This window comes from Cellulomonas oligotrophica (assembly GCF_013409875.1).
In the GTDB taxonomy this organism is placed as follows: Bacteria; Actinomycetota; Actinomycetes; order Actinomycetales; family Cellulomonadaceae; genus Cellulomonas; species Cellulomonas oligotrophica.
Window position 1 is genome coordinate 629,707 of the sequence record NZ_JACCBK010000001.1, and the last position, 19,040, is coordinate 648,746.

The 19,040-nt window shown below is 75.1% G+C and carries 17 protein-coding genes and 1 other RNA gene; 10 read left to right on the forward strand and 8 right to left on the reverse strand.

Annotated elements, in window-relative coordinates:
• The first annotated feature begins 55 nt into the window (after positions 1-55).
• Together lipA and BKA21_RS02835 are read left to right on the forward strand one after the other, a co-directional pair.
• Entirely contained in the window at positions 56-1,069 is a 1,014-nt protein-coding gene (gene lipA / locus BKA21_RS02830; protein ID WP_239072967.1) for a lipoyl synthase, read from the forward strand.
• A gap of 52 nt (positions 1,070-1,121) precedes the next feature.
• The gene (locus BKA21_RS02835) at positions 1,122-1,847 is read left to right on the forward strand and encodes a DUF4191 domain-containing protein (RefSeq protein ID WP_140458727.1); all 726 of its coding nucleotides are present in this window, start codon (positions 1,122-1,124) and stop codon (positions 1,845-1,847) included.
• Between the two features lie 47 nt (positions 1,848-1,894).
• Here the strand turns inward: BKA21_RS02835 and BKA21_RS02840 are convergent, their stop codons facing one another.
• The gene (locus tag BKA21_RS02840; protein WP_140458726.1) at positions 1,895-2,392 is read right to left on the reverse strand and encodes an RDD family protein; all 498 of its coding nucleotides are present in this window, start codon (positions 2,390-2,392) and stop codon (positions 1,895-1,897) included.
• Between the two features lie 259 nt (positions 2,393-2,651).
• Here BKA21_RS02840 and glnA point away from each other — a divergent pair, with 259 nt between their 5' ends.
• Entirely contained in the window at positions 2,652-4,076 is a 1,425-nt protein-coding gene (glnA, locus tag BKA21_RS02845; RefSeq protein ID WP_140458725.1) for a type I glutamate--ammonia ligase, read from the forward strand.
• A 142-nt stretch (positions 4,077-4,218) separates the two neighbouring features.
• On the opposite strand, the gene BKA21_RS02850 is transcribed toward glnA, so the two are convergent.
• The 4 genes from BKA21_RS02850 to BKA21_RS02865 form a co-directional block, all read right to left on the reverse strand.
• On the reverse strand, positions 4,219-5,940 hold the full coding sequence (locus tag BKA21_RS02850) for a DUF4153 domain-containing protein (protein ID WP_140458724.1): 1,722 nt from the start codon (positions 5,938-5,940) through the stop codon (positions 4,219-4,221).
• Positions 5,941-6,129: 189 nt separating this feature from the next.
• Positions 6,130-7,635: a hypothetical protein gene (locus tag BKA21_RS02855; protein WP_239072968.1), complete on the reverse strand. Its 1,506-nt coding sequence runs from the start codon at positions 7,633-7,635 to the stop codon at positions 6,130-6,132.
• Between the two features lie 88 nt (positions 7,636-7,723).
• Positions 7,724-10,759 (reverse strand): bifunctional [glutamine synthetase] adenylyltransferase/[glutamine synthetase]-adenylyl-L-tyrosine phosphorylase, encoded by a 3,036-nt coding sequence (locus tag BKA21_RS02860; RefSeq protein WP_140458723.1) that lies wholly within the window; start codon positions 10,757-10,759, stop codon positions 7,724-7,726.
• Positions 10,760-10,763: 4 nt separating this feature from the next.
• Positions 10,764-12,101: a glutamine synthetase family protein gene (locus BKA21_RS02865; protein ID WP_140458722.1), complete on the reverse strand. Its 1,338-nt coding sequence runs from the start codon at positions 12,099-12,101 to the stop codon at positions 10,764-10,766.
• A gap of 159 nt (positions 12,102-12,260) precedes the next feature.
• Here BKA21_RS02865 and panB point away from each other — a divergent pair, with 159 nt between their 5' ends.
• Entirely contained in the window at positions 12,261-13,079 is an 819-nt protein-coding gene (panB, locus tag BKA21_RS02870) for a 3-methyl-2-oxobutanoate hydroxymethyltransferase (RefSeq protein WP_140458721.1), read from the forward strand.
• Between the two features lie 31 nt (positions 13,080-13,110).
• Here the strand turns inward: panB and BKA21_RS02875 are convergent, their stop codons facing one another.
• The gene (locus BKA21_RS02875) at positions 13,111-13,284 is read right to left on the reverse strand and encodes an SPOR domain-containing protein (protein ID WP_140458720.1); all 174 of its coding nucleotides are present in this window, start codon (positions 13,282-13,284) and stop codon (positions 13,111-13,113) included.
• A gap of 65 nt (positions 13,285-13,349) precedes the next feature.
• On the opposite strand from BKA21_RS02875, the gene map reads away from it, so the two are divergent.
• From map to BKA21_RS02900, 5 genes are all read left to right on the forward strand, one after another.
• A complete protein-coding gene (map, locus tag BKA21_RS02880; protein ID WP_140458719.1) occupies positions 13,350-14,222 on the forward strand; it encodes a type I methionyl aminopeptidase in 873 nt (290 codons plus the stop codon).
• Positions 14,219-14,989, forward strand: coding sequence for a polyphosphate--glucose phosphotransferase (gene ppgK / locus BKA21_RS02885; RefSeq protein ID WP_140458718.1), 771 nt, complete (start codon positions 14,219-14,221; stop codon positions 14,987-14,989). The genes map and ppgK overlap by 4 nt, the downstream gene beginning before the upstream one ends.
• Positions 14,990-15,022: 33 nt before the next feature.
• The gene (locus tag BKA21_RS02890) at positions 15,023-15,340 is read left to right on the forward strand and encodes a hypothetical protein (protein WP_140458717.1); all 318 of its coding nucleotides are present in this window, start codon (positions 15,023-15,025) and stop codon (positions 15,338-15,340) included.
• 86 nt (positions 15,341-15,426) lie between these two features.
• Complete coding sequence (locus BKA21_RS02895) at positions 15,427-16,503, forward strand: fatty acid desaturase family protein (RefSeq protein WP_140458716.1); 1,077 nt, start codon at positions 15,427-15,429, stop codon at positions 16,501-16,503.
• A 46-nt stretch (positions 16,504-16,549) separates the two neighbouring features.
• On the forward strand, positions 16,550-16,963 hold the full coding sequence (locus tag BKA21_RS02900) for a VOC family protein (RefSeq protein ID WP_140458715.1): 414 nt from the start codon (positions 16,550-16,552) through the stop codon (positions 16,961-16,963).
• 405 nt (positions 16,964-17,368) lie between these two features.
• Here the strand turns inward: BKA21_RS02900 and rnpB are convergent.
• An RNA gene (gene rnpB / locus BKA21_RS02905) (RNase P RNA component class A) lies at positions 17,369-17,754 on the reverse strand.
• Positions 17,755-17,798: 44 nt separating this feature from the next.
• Positions 17,799-18,182, reverse strand: a complete 384-nt coding sequence (locus tag BKA21_RS02910; RefSeq protein WP_140458714.1) for a tautomerase family protein — start codon at positions 18,180-18,182, stop codon at positions 17,799-17,801.
• A 51-nt stretch (positions 18,183-18,233) separates the two neighbouring features.
• Between BKA21_RS02910 and BKA21_RS02915 the strand changes: the two genes are divergently transcribed.
• The gene (locus tag BKA21_RS02915; protein WP_140458713.1) at positions 18,234-19,013 is read left to right on the forward strand and encodes a YaaA family protein; all 780 of its coding nucleotides are present in this window, start codon (positions 18,234-18,236) and stop codon (positions 19,011-19,013) included.
• Positions 19,014-19,040: the final 27 nt, after the last annotated feature.

The window sequence follows — 19,040 nt, forward strand, 5'->3', positions numbered from 1 at the left end:
CCCGTCACACCGTCCCACCGCGTCGGGCGCACCCGGCCCGGGTTACGCTGACGCGGTGACACTCGCGCCCGAAGGCCGCCGGATGCTGCGCATCGAGGCCCGCAACGCCGCCACCCCCATCGAGCGCAAGCCCGAGTGGATCCGCACCCGAGCCACGACGGGGCCGGAGTACTCCGAGCTCAAGGGTCTCGTGCGCCGCGAGGGCCTGCACACCGTGTGCGAGGAGGCGGGCTGCCCCAACATCTTCGAGTGCTGGGAGGACCGCGAGGCGACGTTCCTCATCGGCGGCGACCAGTGCACGCGGCGGTGCGACTTCTGCCAGATCGACACCGGGCGTCCCGCCGACCTCGACACCGACGAGCCGCGCCGCGTCGCCTCCTCGGTGCAGGCGATGGGTCTGAAGTACGCGACGATCACCGGCGTCGCCCGCGACGACCTGCCCGACGGCGGCGCGTGGCTGTACGCCGAGACCGTCCGGCAGATCCACGACGTGAACCCCGGCACCGGCGTCGAGCTGCTGATCCCCGACTTCAACGCGGTCCCCGACCAGCTCGCCGAGGTGTTCTCCTCCCGCCCGGAGGTCCTCGCGCACAACGTCGAGACGGTGCCGCGGATCTTCAAGAAGATCCGGCCCGCGTTCCGCTACGAGCGGTCCCTGTCCGTCATCACGGCCGCCCGCGAGGCCGGGCTGGTGACGAAGTCGAACCTCATCCTCGGCATGGGCGAGACCACCGAGGAGATCAAGGACGCCCTGGCGCACCTGCACGACGCGGGGTGCGACATCATCACCATCACGCAGTACCTGCGGCCGTCCGTGCGCCACCACCCCGTGGAGCGCTGGGTGCGCCCCGAGGAGTTCGTCGAGCTGTCGCAGGAGGCCGAGCGCCTCGGCTTCCTCGGCGTGATGTCCGGCCCGCTGGTGCGCTCCTCGTACCGCGCCGGGCGCCTCTGGGGCCAGGCCATGCGCCACCGCGGCCAGGAGCTGCCCGCCGCGCTCGCCCACCTGGGCGAGCCGACCACCGCGCGCCAGGAGGCGTCGGCCCTGCTGGCCCGTTCCGCCACCCGCTGAACGAGCACCGCCCGGCGGTCGGGGCAGGGCTCCGGCGGTAGACTCCCGGCCCATGGCACGCGAGCGCTCCACCGCCGGACCGGCCCCCGCAGGCGGCGGCAAGGTCAAGAAGGTCCGCTGGTACCACCAGGTCTGGCAGGCGTACCTCATGACGCGCCGGCACGACCCGGCGGCGACGTGGATCATCCTCGCCGCGTTCGTCGGGACGCTCGCGCTGGGCGTGATCATCGGCGTGCTGATCAGCCAGGTCGTGTACGTGACGCTGCTGAGCCTGCCGTTCGCGGTGCTGGCGGCCATGTTCGTGCTCGCCCGCCGTGCGGAGACCGCCGCGTACTCCCAGATCGAGGGTCAGGCCGGTGCCGCGCGCGCCGCGCTCGGCTCGCTGCGCCGCGGCTGGACCTTCGCCGAGGAGCCCGTCGCGATCGACCCCCGCACGCAGGACATGGTGTTCCGCGGCGTCGGGCGTCCCGGCGTGGTCCTGGTCAGCGAGGGTCCCGCGCACCGCGTCGGCAAGCTGCTCGAGGCGGAGCGCAAGCGCACCGCCCGCGTGGTCTCGGGCGCGCCCGTGCACCTGATCCAGTGCGGCAACGACGAGGGCCAGGTGCCGCTGCGCAAGCTCCCCCGCGCCGTGCAGAAGCTCAAGCCCCAGCTGACGAAGGCCGAGGTCGGCGAGGTGCTGCGCCGCGTGACGTCGCTCGGCGCCGCCCGCCTGCCGCTGCCCAAGGGCGTCGACCCGATGCGCGCGCGCCCCGACCGCAAGGGCATGCGGGGCCGCTGAGCCAGCCGGACCGGCACCTCGACCCGGTCCGGGCCCGCGCTGCCGCCTCAGCGGCGCACGATCGCCGTCCCGGCCGCCCGGTCGTGCAGCCCCCGCCCGTCACCGTCCCAGACGACGGCGGGGATCACCAGGCACAGGAGCACCGTGCGGCCCGCTGCGCGCAGCAGGCCGGGGGCGCGCGCCCCGAGCGCCCAGCTGCCGTCGACGACCCCGAGCGGTGCGACCCGCAGGCCGAGCAGCCGGTGCCCGAGCGTGGTGCCGAGCGTGCCGACCAGGACGACGTTCTCGACCGCGAAGACCGCGAGCGTGACCATCGGGTCCGCGCGCAGCAGGAAGATCCCCTCGGCCGTGGCCGGTGCGAGCACCGAGGCGACCGCCAGGCAGGCGAGCCAGTCCACGCCGAGCGCGACGAGCCGGCGCCCGAGACCGCCGCGCGACCCGGGCCCGGCCTCGGGCAGCCCGAGACGGTCCGCACCGTCGTCGGGGCCCGGCTCCCCCGCCGGTCCACCCTCGAGCCACGAGCCCATCGATCCGCGCCGCGTCATGGTCCCAGCGTAGGTCGCGACCTGCGAGGTCACCCGCACCCGACCGGCCGCCCGGCGGGCCGCCCGCGCGCGGGCGGACGCGAGCAGACCGCACCCACCGGTCCGCGTGCGCCGACGCGCCGAGGACGTCGTGCGATCGTTACCTGGCAGCCTCGTCCGTAACCTGCTGGAAACAGTTGTGCCACCGCGGGGTAACCCCCCGCTCCTAGCCTCACTGGTGCCCGGGACGACCGGGCACCCCCCACCCGAGGAGCAGCGGATGTTCACCAAGCCAGAGGAAGTCCTGGCGTTCATCAAGAACGAGGACGTCAAGTTCATCGACGTGCGGTTCTGCGACCTGCCGGGCGTGATGCAGCATTTCAACGTGCCTGCCGCCTCCGTCGACCTGGACTTCTTCACCGACGGCCAGATGTTCGACGGCTCCTCGATCCGTGGGTTCCAGGCGATCCACGAGTCGGACATGAAGCTCATCCCCGACGTGACGACGGCCTACGTGGACCCGTTCCGCACGGAGAAGACGCTCAACATCAACTTCCACATCGTGGACCCGTACACCGACGAGCCCTACAGCCGCGACCCCCGCCAGGTCGCCGCCAAGGCCGAGGCGTACCTGAAGTCGACCGGCATCGCGGACACCGCGTTCTTCGCGCCCGAGGCCGAGTTCTACATCTTCGACGACGTGCGCTTCGAGACGAAGCAGAACGCGTCGTACTACTACATCGACTCCATCGAGGCGGCCTGGAACACCGGCCGCGTCGAGGAGGGTGGCAACCTCGGCCACAAGACGCCCTACAAGGGCGGCTACTTCCCCGTGCCGCCGGTCGACCACTTCGCCGACCTGCGCGACAAGATCTCGCTGCAGCTCGACGCCCTCGGCCTGCAGGTCGAGCGTGCGCACCACGAGGTCGGAACCGCCGGCCAGGCGGAGATCAACTACCGCTTCGACGAGCTGTCCAAGTCGGCCGACAAGGTCCAGCTCTTCAAGTACGTCGTGAAGAACGTCGCGCACGAGGCCGGCAAGACCGCGACCTTCATGCCGAAGCCGCTCTTCGGCGACAACGGCTCGGGCATGCACGTGCACCAGTCGCTGTGGAAGGACGGCGAGCCGCTGTTCTTCGACGAGAAGGGCTACGGCGGCCTGTCCGACATGGCGCGCTGGTACATCGGCGGCCTGCTCAAGCACGCCCCGGCGCTGCTGGCGTTCACCAACCCGACGGTGAACTCGTACCACCGCCTGGTGCCCGGCTTCGAGGCCCCCGTCAACCTGGTGTACTCGGCGCGCAACCGCTCCGCGTGCATCCGCATCCCCGTGACGGGCTCGAACCCGAAGGCCAAGCGCATCGAGTTCCGCGTGCCGGACCCGTCGTCGAACCCGTACCTCGCGTTCGCGGCCATGCTCATGGCCGGCCTCGACGGCATCCAGAACCGCATCGAGCCGCCGGAGCCGGTCGACAAGGACCTCTACGAGCTGCCCCCCGAGGAGCACGCCCTCATCCAGCAGGTCCCCGGCTCGCTCGCCGAGGTGCTGGACAACCTCGAGGCCGACCACGACTGGCTGACCGCCGGCAACGTCTTCACGCCGGACCTCATCCAGACGTGGATCGACTACAAGCGCTCCACCGAGGTGGACCCGATCCGTCTGCGGCCGCACCCGCACGAGTTCGAGCTCTACTTCGACGTCTGATCGTCCCGGCCCCTGGCTGCTCCCAGGGGCCGTGGGCCCGCAGGACCGGCACCCCCGTCGCCCCCGTGGCGGCGGGGGTGCCGTCGTCCCGGCGCACGCACGGCACCCCCGGCGGGGCCCGACGCGTGGTCGTGGTGGCCCCTCAGGGGCGCAAGACCCCCTGGCACGGCACCGACAGGTCGAGCGGATCGGTGTTGAGCCGGGTGTACGCGGCCCTCTCCCGGGCGAGGTTCCACCCCAGGCCGTCGTCGACGGGCACCCGCTCGATCCCGGCCAGCACGCACGAACGCAGCGGCTCGTCGAGCTCGGCGGCGGCGGGGACGGCGTCGGCGGACAGGCCGAGCAGGTAGTCCACGTCCAGCGGGACGACCAGGTCTGCGGTCGTGTTGTAGCGGAGGATGAGCGCATCGGGGTTGACCGCGGCCAGGCCGAGCACGGCGACGGCCGCGACCACGAGGACCGTACGGGCCACCCAGCGGGCGCTCCACCGCACCCCGGCGGCCACCAGCAGCACCAGCACCACGCCCATGACCACCTCGGCGACGGCCACGGTGATCCGCAGCCGGGTCAGCCCGAACGCCTCGACGTACAGGTCGAGCCGACGCAGCGCCGACGCGACCACGCCGAGCGTGCCCAGGCACAGGGTGCCCAGCGCGGCGCGGACCACGACCCGGTCGCGATGCGTCGCCCGCGGCGCGTGGCGGGCGGCGACCGTGACGACGAGCAGCGTCAGCACGGTGACGACGACGAGCTGGCCGAACCCGGCGCGGGCGTACTGCGCGTAGCTCATCCCCGCGGTCTCGAGGACGTGCCGGTGCCCGCCGAGCACACCACCCACCTGGACGCCGACGAACGCGAGCACGAGCGCGTCGAGAGCGACGACGGGCGTCAGCCAGGCTGTCCGCTCGGCCGGCCGGCCCTCCGGAACCCGCGCGGTCGACCACGCGGGCGGGTGCAGGGCGAGCGTGGCCAGCGCCGCCGCCGCCAGTGCGACGAGCACGGCGACGACCACGCGTGCCGGCAGGTCGCCCCAGGAGAAGGTGGGCAGGTAGCTGGCGAAGACCTGGTCGGCGGACGCGAAGAGCGCACCGAAGACGACGAGGAGCACCGTGGTCAGCCCGAGCGTCCGCAGCCACGCGAGCACCTGCGCCCGCCGGCCGCCGACGGCCTCACCGAGCCCGTGGCGGACCCACGGCAGGGCGCGCAGGGCCCCCGCCACCCACGTCGCGGGAGCGGCGACCACCGCCCACCCGCCCCGCGCGCCCGACGCGGCCGACGTCGCCGTCCAGGCCGCGGCGAGGAGGCACAGCCACACGACCCACTCCGCCGCACGGACGGCCACGACGGCGACGAGGAGCACCGACAGGGCCACCAGGACCAGGTCCACGACGTCGCGCCGGCGCCAGAGCGCCGGCAGGGCGCCCGCCCAGACGACAGCCGCTGCGAGCGCGACGCCCAGGCCCGCCTGCTGGCCGACGAGGAGCACGCCGCCCGCCACCCCGGCGGCACCGCACAGCCCGAGGACGCGGGCCCCGGCCGGCTCCCGGCCGTGCGCCCAGAAGGCGGCGAGCGCCCGGTCCACGGGACCGGGGGGCGGCGGGACGAAGGGCGGGCGCTGCCCGTACGGCGGGTGGACGACCGCGGGCCGCCGGTCCTCCGCGGCGGCGACGGCCACCGGTCCGGGACCGGGCACGGCGCCGGCGGCGGCCGGTGCAGGCGGCGCCGCCGCGACCGGCACGGGTGCGGCTGCCGGTGCGGGGGCCGGTGCGGGGCCGGGCGCCGGGGCAGGCGTCGTGGCGGCGGGGGCGGGAGCGGGGTCCGCTCCGGGTGCGGGTTCGGGGCCGGTCTCACCGTCGGGGCTCATGGTCGTGACGTTAGGGATCCGGGAGTCGTCGCGGCCCGTGTTCGTGCGGGAGTTCGGTGGTGATCGGGTGCGACCCCGTGAACGTCTGCGGCACAGCCTCCACACAGACCGCGTCCAGGTCCGCAGCGCACGACGGGATCGGCCGTTCGCGGAGGACGCTGCTCGACGCGGTCAGGACGGGCGACGCGGTCAGGACGGGCGGGGCGGGCGGGCGGCGAGCCCGGTGACGAGCAGGACCACGCCGGCGACCGCGCCCACGGTCAGCACGGTCCCGGCCGTGGGGTGGTCCACGAGGACGAGGACGACGGCGGCGAGGACGACGACGGTGGAGCGGACGAGGACGCGCTGGGCGTGCAGCCACGCCCCGACCGGCCCGGTGCTGAGCCCGCGCCGCTCCCCCGCGCCGTGCAGCCACGCGGCGGCACCGGCGGCGCCGTCGCGCACGGCGACCGCCGCCGCGGACCGCCCGGACAGGAACGCGACGGCCGCGGCGACCAGGGCCAGGACGAGGACGGCGCGCAGGGACACCCGCAGCAGCGAGACGACCTGGTCGAACACGACGACCGCCGCGTCGGGGCGCTGCACCTGCGGCGGGAGCGCCCCGGTGAACCCCTGCCGGCCGACCGCGACGGCCGCCCCGAGGAGGAGCATGGCGCCGGCCAGCGCGAGCGAGCAGACCACCACGGCCCGCGACCGGTGCACGGCCACCAGCACGGCCGCCGCGTAGAGCACGAGGACCAGCCACGGCAGCCAGGTGCCGAGCACGTCGAGCGCCCGGTAGCCCTGCCGCAGGGTCAGCAGGTCGGGGCTGGAGACGAGCGGGAAGGTGGGGTTCATCGCCGGGATGCGCTCGGCGAGCGTGAACCCCGACGCGACCAGCGCGGCACGCACCTCCTCCACGACCGGGCCGAGGTCGACGCTGAGCGTGCCGTCGGCCTCGAGCGTGGCGACGGCGTCGGGGTCGCCCCGCAGCACGGCGACGAGCTGGGCGTGCACCGTCCGGTGGCCCTGCGCCCACACGGACGACGCGGCGTCCGACGTGACGACCCGGTGGACGGCCTGCCGCACCCGCCCTGTCACGGCGTCCACGAGCGGCCCCTCGAGGGACGCGGCGAGCACGCCGAGGCGCGGCGGCAGGCCCAGCTCGCCGACCGCGGCGGTGAGGTCGGCGGCGAGCTCCTCGAGCCGCATGCCCTCGACCACGGCGACGGTGACCCGCTGGGTGACGGCGTCCTGCACGGCGGGGGCGTCGATGATCGGCGCGACGGTCGCCAGGTAGCGCTCGGTGTCGACGATGACGCCGCGCGCCCACGCCGACGCCAGGGCGACGGGCGCGAGCAGCGAGGCGACGACGACGAGCGCCACCACGGCGCTGCCCCGGGCGACCCGCCGGGCGCGACGCGGGGCACGGAGAGGGCCGGCGCCGCCGGACGCGACGGTCGCACCCGACCCGCCGGGCACGACGGCGGGCGGGGTGTGCGCGGCGGCCCGCAGGCGGGCGTTCTCGGCCTCCAGCGCCGCGACGCGCGCGCGCAGCACGGCGTGGTCGTCGGGCGCGGCGTGACCGTGCGGCGACGGGGTCGGCACCGGTCCCGTCGGCACCCCGTCCGCGCCGTCGGACGGGTCCGGCGTCTCCGGCGCCTCGCCCAGCGACCGACCCCCCGTGCTGCTGCTGCCGGCCATCCGGTCCCCCACCGACGTGCACCGTGGGCCGCTGCCGCGCCGCCCTGCCAGCGAGCATCCCACCGGACCCCGGCGCACGCGAGACCGGCGCGTCGGCGTGTCAGCCGTAGAAGACGCGCTCGACGACGGCGCGGGCCCGACGGGCCGTGCGCAGGTAGTCCTGCTCGAGCGCACCGCCCGACCCGGCGGGGTAGCCCATGACCCGGGAGACGCCGGCGAGCGCCTGGCGGTCGTGCGGGAGCACGTCCGCGTGCGCGCCCTCGGCCCGACCGGTCCACAGCACGTTGGCGTCCCGGACCCGCGAGGCCATCTCCCAGGCCTCGCGCAGCACCTGCGCGTCGTCGGCGTGCAGCAGGCCCGCGTCCGTCGCGGCGGCGAGCGCGGCGAGCGTCGAGGTGGTGCGCAGCGCGGGCACGGCGTGCGCGTGCTGGAGCTGGAGCAGCTGCGCGGTCCACTCGACGTCGGCGATGCCGCCCCGCCCGAGCTTGACGTGCCGGGTGGGGTCCACGCCGCGCGGGAGGCGTTCGGCCTCGACGCGGGCCTTGATGCGCCGCACCTCGCGCGTGGTCGCGGCGTCGAGGCCCTCGGCGGGGTACCGCAGGGGGTCGACGAGGGCGACGAAGCGCTCGCCGAGCGCGGTGTCGCCGGCGACGGGCCGCGCCCGCAGCAGCGCCTGCGACTCCCAGGGCGACGACCAGCGCTGGTAGTACTCGGCGTACGCGTCGAAGGTGCGCACGAGGGGGCCGTTGCGCCCTTCGGGGCGCAGGTCGGCGTCGACCGCGAGCGTGGGCTCGGGGCCGACGGCGCCGAGCAGCTGCCGCAGGCGGGTCGCGGTGGCCAGCGCGACGTCCTGCGCGACGGCGGCGTCGGCGCCCGGGAGGGGGTCGTGCACGAACATCACGTCGGCGTCGGAGGAGTAGCCGACCTCTCCGCCGCCGAGCCGGCCCATGGCCACCACGAGCAGGCGGGTGGGTGCCTCGTCGAGACCGCGGGCCGCGCACGCCTCGGCCTGGGCGACCCGCAGGGCGCCGGCCAGCACGGTGTCGGCGGCGACGGTGAGGCTCTGCGAGGCACGGACCCCCGTGACGACCCCGAGGACGTCGGCGACCGCCGTGCGGGCCAGCTCGCGGCGGCGCAGGGCGCGCAGGGCGGTGACGGCGGGCACGGGCTCGTGCGCGCGGCGCAGGACCGCGTCGGCCTCGGCCGCGAGCCGCTCGGCGGTCCGGGGGGCGAGGTCCGCGTCGGCCGCGAGCCACGTGACGGACTCCGGGGAGCGGCTGAGGGCGTCGGCGGCGTACCGCGAGGTCGACAGCAGCGTCGCGAGGCGCTGCGCGGCCGTGCCGGAGTCGCGGAGCAGCTTGAGGTACCAGTGCGTGGTGCCGAGCTGCTCGGACAGGCGCCGGAACGCCAGCAGCCCGCCGTCGGGGTCGGGGCCCTCGGCGAACCAGCCGAGCATCACGGGCAGCAGCTGGCGCTGGATCGCCGCACGCCGCGTCACGCCGTCGGTGAGCGCGCCGATGTGCCGCAGGGCGCCGGCCGGGTCGCGGTACCCGATCGCGGACAGGCGGGCGCGGGCCGCGTCGGGCGCGAGGCTCGCCTCCTCGGTCGACAGGCGTGCCGTGGCGGGCAGCAGGGGTCGGTAGAACAGCTCCTCGTGCAGGCGCCGCACGTCGCGGCGGGTGGTGCGCCACCGTTCGAGCAGGCCGTCGGGTCCGTCGGCGCGCATGCCGAGCGTGCGGGCCAGCCGTCGCAGGTCGGCGTCGGCGGTGGGCACCAGGTGGGTGCGCTGCAGCCGGTACAGCTGGATGCGGTGCTCCATGGCCCGCATCCACCGGTAGCAGACCGCGAGCTGCCCGGCGTGCTCGCGGCCCACGTACCCGCCGGCGGCGAGCGCGGCGAGCGCGGTGAGGGTGCTGGGGCTGCGGATCGCCTCGTCCGCGCGGCCGTGCACGAGCTGGAGCAGCTGGACGGTGAACTCCACGTCCCGCAGCCCGCCGACGCCGAGCTTGAGCTGGCGGTCGGCCTCCGCGCGGGGCACGTGCTGCTCGACGCGCCGGCGCATGGCCTGGGAGTCCTCGACGAAGTTCTCGCGCTCGACGGCCGACCACACCAGCGGGTTGACGGTCTCGACGTAGGCGCGGCCGAGGTCGCGGTCACCGGCCAGCGGGCGGGCCTTGAGCAGGGCCTGGAACTCCCACGTCTTCGCCCAGCGCCCGTAGTACGCGCGGTGGCTGGCCAGGGTGCGCACGAGCGGGCCGTCCTTGCCCTCGGGCCGCAGCGCCGCGTCGACGGGCCACAGCGCGGGCTCCCCCGACGGCACCGAGCACGCGCGCGCGAGTCCGGCGGCGAGGCGGGCGCCGACGGCCATCGCCTCGTCCTCGCGCGTGCCGTCGACCGGCTCGGCCACGTACACGACGTCGACGTCGGAGACGTAGTTGAGCTCGCGGCCACCGGTCTTGCCCATGCCGATGACGGCCAGCCGCACACCCGCGCCGTGGTCCTCCAGGTCGGCGCGGGCCAGCGCCAGGGCGGCCTCGAGGGCGGCGGCGGCCAGGTCTGCGAGCGCCGCCGCGACGCCCGGGAGCCGGCTGAGGGGGTCGTCGACGGTGAGGTCGGTCGCCGCGATGCGCAGCAGGCGCCGCCGGTAGGCGCGGCGCATGGCGTCGACCCCGGCCGCTCCGGCGGTGCCGGCCACGGGCACGGGCGCGTCGGGGTCCGCCTCGACGGCACGCAGGAGCTCGGCGCGGACCTCGCCGGCGTCGACGCCGGTGCCCGGTGTCGGGTCGACGACGACGTGCAGGGCCCGGGGGTCGGCGGCGAGCGTGTTGCCGAGCGCGAGGGACGCCCCCGTCACGGCGAGCAGCCGCGTGCGGGCCTCCCCCTCGCCGGCGAGCATGTCGCGCAGGAGACCGCTCAGCTCCGGGTCCCGCTGCACGGCGCCGGCGATCTTGGCGAGGGCGAGCAGGGCGAGGTCCGGGTCGCCGACGTCCCGCAGCGCGGGGACGAGGGAGTCCAGGTCGGGCTGCAGCGCCAGGAGCGCGGGGTCGGCGAGCAGCCGCTCGGCGCGCGGCACGTCACCCACGCCGGCACGGCGCAGCCGCCCGGCGAGGGTCTGCTCGCGACCCGCGACGCTCACCGCGTCACACCAGGGGGAGGAACCGCCGCAGCTCGTACGGCGTGACCTGGGCCCGGTACTCCTCCCACTCCTGCCGCTTGTTGCGCAGGAAGTAGTCGAAGACGTGCTCTCCGAGGGTCTCGGCGACGAGCTCGGACCGCTCCATCACCGTGATGGCCGCCTCGAGAGACGTCGGCAGCGGCTCGATCCCGAGCGCGCGGCGCTCGGCGTCGGTGAGCTCCCACACGTCGTCGTCGGCACCCTCGGGCAGCTCGTAGCCCTCCTCGACGCCCTTGAGCCCGGCGGCGAGCATGAGCGCGAACGCCAGGTAGGGGTTGGTCGCGGAGTCGACGCCGCGGTACTCGATGCGGCTGGAGTTGCCCTTGCCGGGCTTGTACATGGGCACGCGCACGAGCGCGGACCGGTTGTTGTGGCCCCAGCAGATGAAGCTGGGGGCCTCGGACCCGCCCCACAGCCGCTTGTAGGAGTTCACGAACTGATTCGTGACGGCGGTGATCTCGGCCGCGTGGCGCAGCAGGCCGGCGATGAAGTGCCGCCCGACCTTGGACAGCTGGTACTCGGCACCGGCCTCGTAGAACGCGTTGCGGTCGCCCTCGAACAGCGACACGTGCGTGTGCATGCCCGAGCCCGGCTGGTCGGCCAGGGGCTTGGGCATGAAGGACGCGAACACGCCCTGCTCGAGCGCGACCTCCTTGACGACGGTGCGGAACGTCATGATGTTGTCCGCGGTCGTCAGGGCGTCGGCGTAGCGCAGGTCGATCTCGTTCTGGCCCGGGCCGGCCTCGTGGTGGGAGAACTCCACCGAGATGCCCATGGACTCCAGCATGGTGATCGCCGCACGCCGGAAGTCGTGCGCGGTGCCGCGCGGGACGTGGTCGAAGTACCCGCCCTGGTCGACCGGCACCAGGGGGCGCTCGGGGTCGGCCGGGGCGTCGAAGAGGTAGAACTCGACCTCGGGGTGGGTGTAGAAGGTGAAGCCGCGGTCGCTGGCGCGGTGCAGCGCGCGCTTGAGCACGTACCGCGAGTCCGCGAGCGACGGCTCGCCGTCGGGCGTCAGCAGGTCGCAGAACATGCGCGCCGTCCCGTGCCGCTCGCCGCGCCACGGGAGCACCTGGAACGTCGAGGGGTCGGGCTTGGCGATCATGTCGGCCTCGTACACGCGTGTGAGGCCCTCGATCGCGCTGCCGTCGAAGCCGATCCCCTCCGCGAACGCCGACTCGAGCTCGGCGGGCGCGACGGCGACCGACTTGAGCATCCCCAGCACGTCGGTGAACCACAGACGGATGAAGCGGATGTCCCGCTCCTCGACGGTGCGGAGGACGAACTCCTGCTGCCTGTCCATGGTGCACATCCTGCCTGATCGTGGCGGGTGCGCGCGGCACGGCTCACCGTCCCGGGCCCCAGGACCCCCCGACCGGGTGCACGGGCGGGTGCGGACTAGGCTCGACGGCGGCGCGCGACCCGCGCCCGACCCCCGACCCCGGCCCCGCGGAGCAGCACGATGACCGAGCCGACCCCCCGCCCGACGCGCGTGCGCGTGCACCACCTGCAGGCGGCCAAGGACCGCGGCGAGAAGCTCGCGATGCTCACGGCGTACGACGCCGTGACGGCGCGGATCTTCGACGACGCCGGTGTCGACATGCTGCTGGTGGGCGACTCGGTGGGCAACACGATGCTCGGGTTCGGCACGACCCTGCCGGTCACGCTGGACCACCTCGTCGTGGCCGCACGGGCGGTGGCGGGCGCGGCACGTCGGGCGTTCGTCGTGGCGGACCTGCCGTTCGGCAGCTACGAGGCCGGCCCCGAGCAGGCCCTCGCGTCGGGCGTGCGGATGATGAAGGAGACCGGCGTCTCGGCCGTGAAGATCGAGGGCGGCGTGCGCGTGGCCGCCCAGATCCGCGCCCTGACCGACGCGGGCATCCCCGTCGTGGCGCACCTGGGCTACACCCCGCAGTCCGAGCACCTGCTCGGCGGGCCCCGCGTGCAGGGCCGCGGCGACGCCGCCGACGTGCTGCAGCAGGACGCCGTCGCCGTCGTCGAGGCGGGCGCCGTGGCCGTCGTGCTGGAGATGGTGCCCGCCCCGCTCGCCGCCCGCGTCACCGAGGTGGTGCGCGTGCCGACCATCGGGATCGGAGCGGGGGAGGGCTGCGACGGCCAGGTGCTCGTGTGGGTCGACATGGCGGGCATGACGGACTGGTCGCCACGCTTCGCCAAGCGCTTCGGCGAGGTCGGCGCGGCGCTGTCCTCCGCGGCGCGCGCGTACGTCGACGAGGTCCGCGCCGGCACCTTCCCCGACGCCGAGCACCGCTTCGACGCCTGACCGCCCGCACCGGCGGGACGGGACGCCGCCCTCAGTCGTCGGCGGCGTCCTGCGCGTCCCAGCGCTCGGTGCGCCGGCGCGCGGTCTCCAGCGCCCGCTCGGCCTCCTCCCGCGTCGCGTAGGGGCCCATGACCTGGCTCCAGTCGCTGCGCCGGCCGGTCTCGACCTCGTGCGTGCGGGTGTTGAACCAGTACTCCTCAGCCACGGCAGGCTCCTCTCCGGCGGCGCCCGCGAGGTGCCGGCGGTCCGCACGTCCGTAGACTGCCAGGCATGCCGCCGGTCCACGCGTCGCGCGCCGCCCTGTCCCCCGGGCGCGTCAGCCCTCGCCGTCCCGTCCCCGCCGCGATCGCGCGGCCCGAGTACGTCGACCGGCCCGCGCCGGCGCCGTGGCGCGGGTCCGACGTGCTGGACCCCGAGATGGTCGGGCGCGTGCGGGTCGCCGCGCGGATCGCCGCGCAGGCCCTCGAGGAGGTCGGCCGCCACGTGCGTCCGGGCGTCACGACGGACGAGCTCGACGCGATCGGCCACGACTTCCTCGTCGCGCACGGCGCGTACCCTTCGACGCTGGGCTACCGCGGCTTCCCCAAGTCGCTGTGCACGTCGCTCAACGAGGTGGTCTGCCACGGCATCCCCGACTCGACGGTCGTCGAGGACGGCGACATCGTGAACGTCGACGTCACCGCGTACGTCGACGGCGTGCACGGCGACAACAACGCCACGTTCCTCGCCGGTGACGTCGACGAGGAGACGCGCCTGCTCGTCGAGCGCACGCGCGAGGCCCTGGAGCGCGGCATCAGGGCCGTGCGGCCCGGGCGCGAGATCAACGTCGTCGGCCGGGTCATCGAGAAGTACGCGGCCCGGTTCGGCTACGGCGTGGTCCGCGACTTCACCGGCCACGGCGTCGGGCCCGCGTTCCACACCGGGCTGGTCGTGCCGCACTACGACGCGGCCCCCGACCACGCCACGGTCATCGAGCCCGGCATGGTCTTCACGATCGAGCCCATGCTCAACCTCGGCACGGCGGACTGGGAGATGTGGGACGACGGCTGGACCGTCGTGACCGCCGACCGGCGCCGCAGCGCCCAGTTCGAGCACACCCTGCTCGTCACCGACACCGGCGCGGAGGTCCTGACGCTCCCATGAGCAAGCACCAGCCCCACCACACGACCGCCTTCGGCATCGACATCGGCGGCTCCGGCATCAAGGGCGCCCCCGTCGACCTGAGGACCGGGGAGTTCGCGGCCGACCGGCTGCGGATCCCGACCCCGCAGCCGGCGACGCCCGCGGCCGTCGCGCAGACCGTCGCCGAGGTGGTCGACTCGTTCGACCTCGACAAGCACGTCCCGATCGGGGTGACGTTCCCCGCGGTGATCCTGCACGGCGTGGCGCAGTCCGCCGCGAACGTCGACAAGAGCTGGATCGGCACCGACGTCGAGAAGGCCGTCGGCGGGGCGACCGGCCGCAAGGTCTTCGCCGTCAACGACGCCGACGCCGCCGGGTACGCCGAGGTCGAGTACGGCGCGGCGCAGGACGTCGACGGCGTCGTCCTCGTCGTGACGCTCGGCACCGGCATCGGCACCTGCCTCGTCGTCGACGGCGTGCTCGTGCCCAACACCGAGCTCGGGCACCTCGAGATCGACGGGCACGACGCCGAGACCCGCGCGTCGGAGGCCGTCCGCGACCGCGAGGACCTCAGCTGGGAGCAGTGGGCGCAGCGGCTGCAGCGGTACTTCACGGTCGTGGAGAACCTGCTGTGGCCCGACCTGATCGTCGTCGGCGGCGGCGTGAGCAAGAAGCACGCGGAGTTCCTGCCGCTGCTCGACCTGCGCACGCCGATCGTCCCCGCCCGGCTGCGGAACGCGGCGGGGATCGTCGGCGCGGCCCGGCTGGCCGCCGACCGCGCGCACTGACGCCGGGCGACGGACCGCGCAGGGGGAGGGACGATGCGCTGGGTGGTGGTCGTGCTGGCCGTCGCCGTCGTGCTCGTCGCCCTCGACCGGGCCGTCGCGCACGGCTGGGGGCCGCACCTGCGGCTGAGCGTGCGCACCCGGGGCGCCGACGACGCGGCGGCGGGCGGGTCCGCGGGTCCGGGCCTGCTGGGGGACCTCGTCGAGATCTTCCAGCCGAACCACGTGCACCTCGTGGCCGAGCAGGAGCGGCAGCGGGTCGACGTCGTGCGGCCCGGCGACGGCGACCCGCCGGCCGCACGTGCACAGGACCTCCCCGTCCACCACCCGGCACGCCCCTTACCACCGACCTGAACGGCACGTACTCTCAAGGGCATCCGTACCGCCGAGCGACCGCTCACCCCCACGGCTGGGAAGTCGAACCACGCCCTGGAGGCCCCGTGACGCTCGCCCCTACCCCGACGCGACCGCGCCCCCGTCAGGAGGCCGCGACCGGCAGCTACCACGAGCTGGCTGCCGCCGTCCGGGAGGCGGGCCTCCTCGAGCGCACGCCGCGCTTCTACGTGGGGCTGCTCACGGGTCTGGGTGCCGCGCTCGCCGCGCTCCTCACCGCGCTCGTCGTCATCGGCCCGTCGTGGTGGCAGCTGCTCGTCGCCGCCGGGCTGGGCGTCGTGCTCACGCAGGTCGCGTTCGTCTCGCACGAGGCGTCGCACCGCCAGGTCCTGCGCACCGGACCGGCCAACGACCGGCTCGGGCGGGTCCTGGCCAACGCGGTCGTCGGGATCAGCCACAGCTGGTGGACCACGAAGCACAACCGTCACCACGCGAACCCGAACCGCCGCGGCAAGGACCCGGACATCGAGCGGGACACGATCTCGTTCCTGCCCGAGGACGCCGCGCAGCAGAGCGGGTTCATGGGTGCCCTCACCCGCCGCCAGGGGTGGCTGTTCTTCCCCCTCCTGACGCTCGAGGGCCTCAACCTGCACGTGGTGTCGATCCGCTCGGCGCTCGCGTCCGCCCCCAGCCGCGCCCGCACCACCGAGCTGGTGCTCATGGCCGTCCGCCTCGTCGGGTACGTCGCCCTCGTCGTGTGGCAGCTCCCGCTCGGCATGGCCGCCGCGTTCCTCGGCGTGCAGCTCGCGGTGTTCGGCGTCTACATGGGCGCGTCGTTCGCCCCGAACCACAAGGGCATGGCGATCATCCCGGCCGAGAGCCGGCTGGACTTCCTGTCCAAGCAGGTGCTGACGTCGCGCAACATCTCCGGCGGCCGCTGGGTCACCGCGCTCATGGGCGGCCTCGACGCGCAGATCGAGCACCACCTGTTCCCCTCCATGCCCCGCCCGCACCTGGCCCGCGCCCGCGAGCTGGTCCGCGAGCACTGCGCGCGCGTCGGCATGCCGTACACGCAGACGACGCTGGTCGAGTCGTACCGCCGCGTCGTGGAGTACCTCAACGAGGTCGGCCTGCAGGCCCGCGACCCGTTCGACTGCCCGATGGTCGCGCGCTACCGCGCCTGACGCACCCGGGGATGCCTGCGGTCGTGCCAGCGCCTAGCGTCGTGCCATGCACCTGATCGTGTCCCAGCTGTCGATCGACGCCGCCGACCCGACCGCCCTGGCCCGCTGGTGGTCGCGGGTCCTCGGGTGGACGGTCACGGACGAGGAGGGTGACGGCGAGGAGGTCGAGCTCGCGCCCGCCGACGGCTCCGCGACGGGATGGCTGTTCCTGCGCGTGCCCGACGAGCGACGCGTCAAGAACCGCCTGCACCCGGACCTGCGCCCGCCCGACGGCTCGGACCAGGCGACCGAGCTCGTCCGGCTCCTCGAGCTCGGTGCGACCCCGGTGGACGTCGGCCAGCAGGACGTCACGTGGCACGTCCTGGCCGACCCCGAGGGCAACGAGTTCTGCCTGCTGCGCAGCACCCCCGCCGACCTCGCCCGGGCGCAGGCGGGCCCGGGCGAGCAGCCGACCGGCTGACGGCACGAGCGGGACCTTCGTCACCGCAGCCGCACCTCCCCCGCAGATCTCACCCGCGCGTCCGGGTGCGCCCCGGGACGGACCCTGGCGCAGACGCCGACGGGGCCTACCGTGGGACGGGAGAGCACAGCCGGGCACGGTGACGAGGGGGACACCATGACGGGCGACGAGCGTTCCGACGACGCCGCGGCGAGGACACGGGGCCCACGGCTGCCCTTCGTGCCCCGACCCGCCCGCGCCCGCGCGGACGAGCACCGGGACCGACAGCGGCAGGCCCCGGCGTGCCGGGCCCGACCTCGCGTCCCGTTCGTCCCGCACAAGCGCCAGGGATCCCAGGGCCACGCCTCGTGACGTGACCGCCCGCGCCGTGTCGCGTCGACGGGGCGGGCGGGCACCCCGAAGGGGCGGACGAGTCAGCCGGTACGCCGGGTTCTGTCCCCGTGCGCGGTTGCCCGCGCGCGGGTGGCGACCATCCATCTACGACGTGCGTCGCCGCACGCCTCCAGCGGCCTACCCGGGAGCTCGGGCGGGCAGCCCTCGGACGCTCCCTGTCTGGCCTTGCTCCGGGTGGGGTTTGCCTAGCCGCACCGGTCACCCGGTGCGCTGGTGGTCTCTTGCACCACCGTTTCACCCTTACCCCGCCGCACCGAGGTGCGACGTGGCGGTCTGTTCTCTGTGGCACTTTCCCGCGGGTCACCCCGGGTGGGCGTTACCCACCACCCTGCCCTGCGGAGCCCGGACGTTCCTCGGCAGGACCACGAGGGCCCTGACGCGGCCGCCTGGCTGACTCGTCCGCGCGCCCAGCGTACCCGTCGCTGCGGCCCGCCGGCGCGGGTCAGAGGTCGACGCGGTAGTCCAGCTGGAGCGCGTCTCCGGTGGTGCCGCGGATCGCCCAGTGCGTGGGCGGGCTCTCGAGCACGACGACCTCCAGGTCGTCGGGCGCCAGGCCGAGCGCGGGCGCGACGTCGTCGGTCATGGCCGTGAGCAGGGTCCGGACCGCGGCGGGGCTGCGTCCGGCGAACGCGACGACCTCGACGACGAGGTAGTCGTGCCCGCGGGGGGCGACGAGGTCCTCGTCGTCGAGCAGCAGGAACCGGTGGAAGCGCTTGGCGGGCGGGATGCCCCACGCACCGACGAGGGCAGCGTGCAGGGCGTCGGAGACCTCGGCGCGACGGTGGCCCCAGGCGGAGCGCCGGCCGTACACCTTCACGTGAGCCACGGCACTCCTGGGGGTCGTCGGGCGGGCAGGACCGCACCGTACAGTGCAGCGGTGCTCGTGCTGCTGCCGCCCTCGGAGGGCAAGACGCCCGCGCCCGTCGGCGCCCCGCCGGTCGACCTCGCCGCGCTCGCGCACCCGGGGCTCACGCCGTGGCGGGAGAAGGTGCTCGATGCGCTCGTGGCGGTCAGCGCGCGGGACGACGCGTGCGCGGTGCTGGGCGTCTCACCGGGCCTGGCCGCCGAAGTCACGCGGAACACCGGGCTGCGGGACGCCCCGGCGGCGCGGGCGTCCCGGGTGTACACGGGTGTGCTGTACGGCGCGGCGGGCCTGGACGGGCTCACGCCCGCGGCCCGGGCGCGTGCGGTGCGCTCCGTCCGCGTCGTCAGCGCGCTGTGGGGCGTCCTGACCGTCGACGACGTGGTGCCGGCCTACCGGCTGTCGATGGGGACCGACCTGCCGGGCGTCGGGCCGCTGTCCGCCGCGTGGCGCGGCCCGCTGGCCGACGCGCTGGCCGAGGAGGGCGAGGACCTGGTGGTCGACTGCCGCTCCGCCGCGTACCGGGCCGCGTGGACGCCGCCCGCGGGTGCGACCTGGGTGGACGTGCGCGTGCTGCGCGAGGTCGACGGGCGCCGCTCGGTCGTCTCGCACCACGCCAAGCACACGCGCGGCGTGCTGACCCGGCACCTGGTGACCCGTCGCGGGAACGCCCCGCGGGACGCGGACGAGCTGGCGCACGCCGCGAGCGCGCTCGTCGGCACGGTGCTGACGGCGGTCGAGCTGGCGGACCCGCCGCGACGCGGGGCGCGCACGCTCTCGCTCGTCGTGGACTGACCCGGCCGCCTCGTCGTGGTCTGACGT